At 44.8% G+C, this 232-nt stretch carries 1 rRNA gene; it reads left to right on the top strand.

The features are described 5' to 3' along the window. Nucleotides 1–51: 51 nt before the first annotated feature. A 16S ribosomal RNA gene (locus tag HMPREF3002_RS04225) occupies nucleotides 52–232 on the top strand; the annotation flags it as partial.

Below are 232 nucleotides of genomic sequence, written 5' to 3'. Positions count from 1 at the left end.
AAAAAACAATAAATCTGTCAGTGACAGAATGAGTTTAAGACAAACAATTATTTTAATGAGAGTTTGATCCTGGCTCAGGATGAACGCTGGCGGCGTGCCTAATACATGCAAGTAGAACGCTGAAGCTTGGTGCTTGCACCGAGCGGATGAGTTGCGAACGGGTGAGTAACGCGTAGGTAACCTGCCTCTTAGCGGGGGATAACTATTGGAAACGATAGCTAATACCGCATAA

This window comes from Streptococcus sp. HMSC065E03 (assembly GCF_001815045.1).
GTDB classification, from domain to species: domain Bacteria; phylum Bacillota; class Bacilli; order Lactobacillales; family Streptococcaceae; genus Streptococcus; species Streptococcus parasanguinis_AD.
This window is presented reverse-complemented; position numbering and strand designations above follow the sequence as displayed.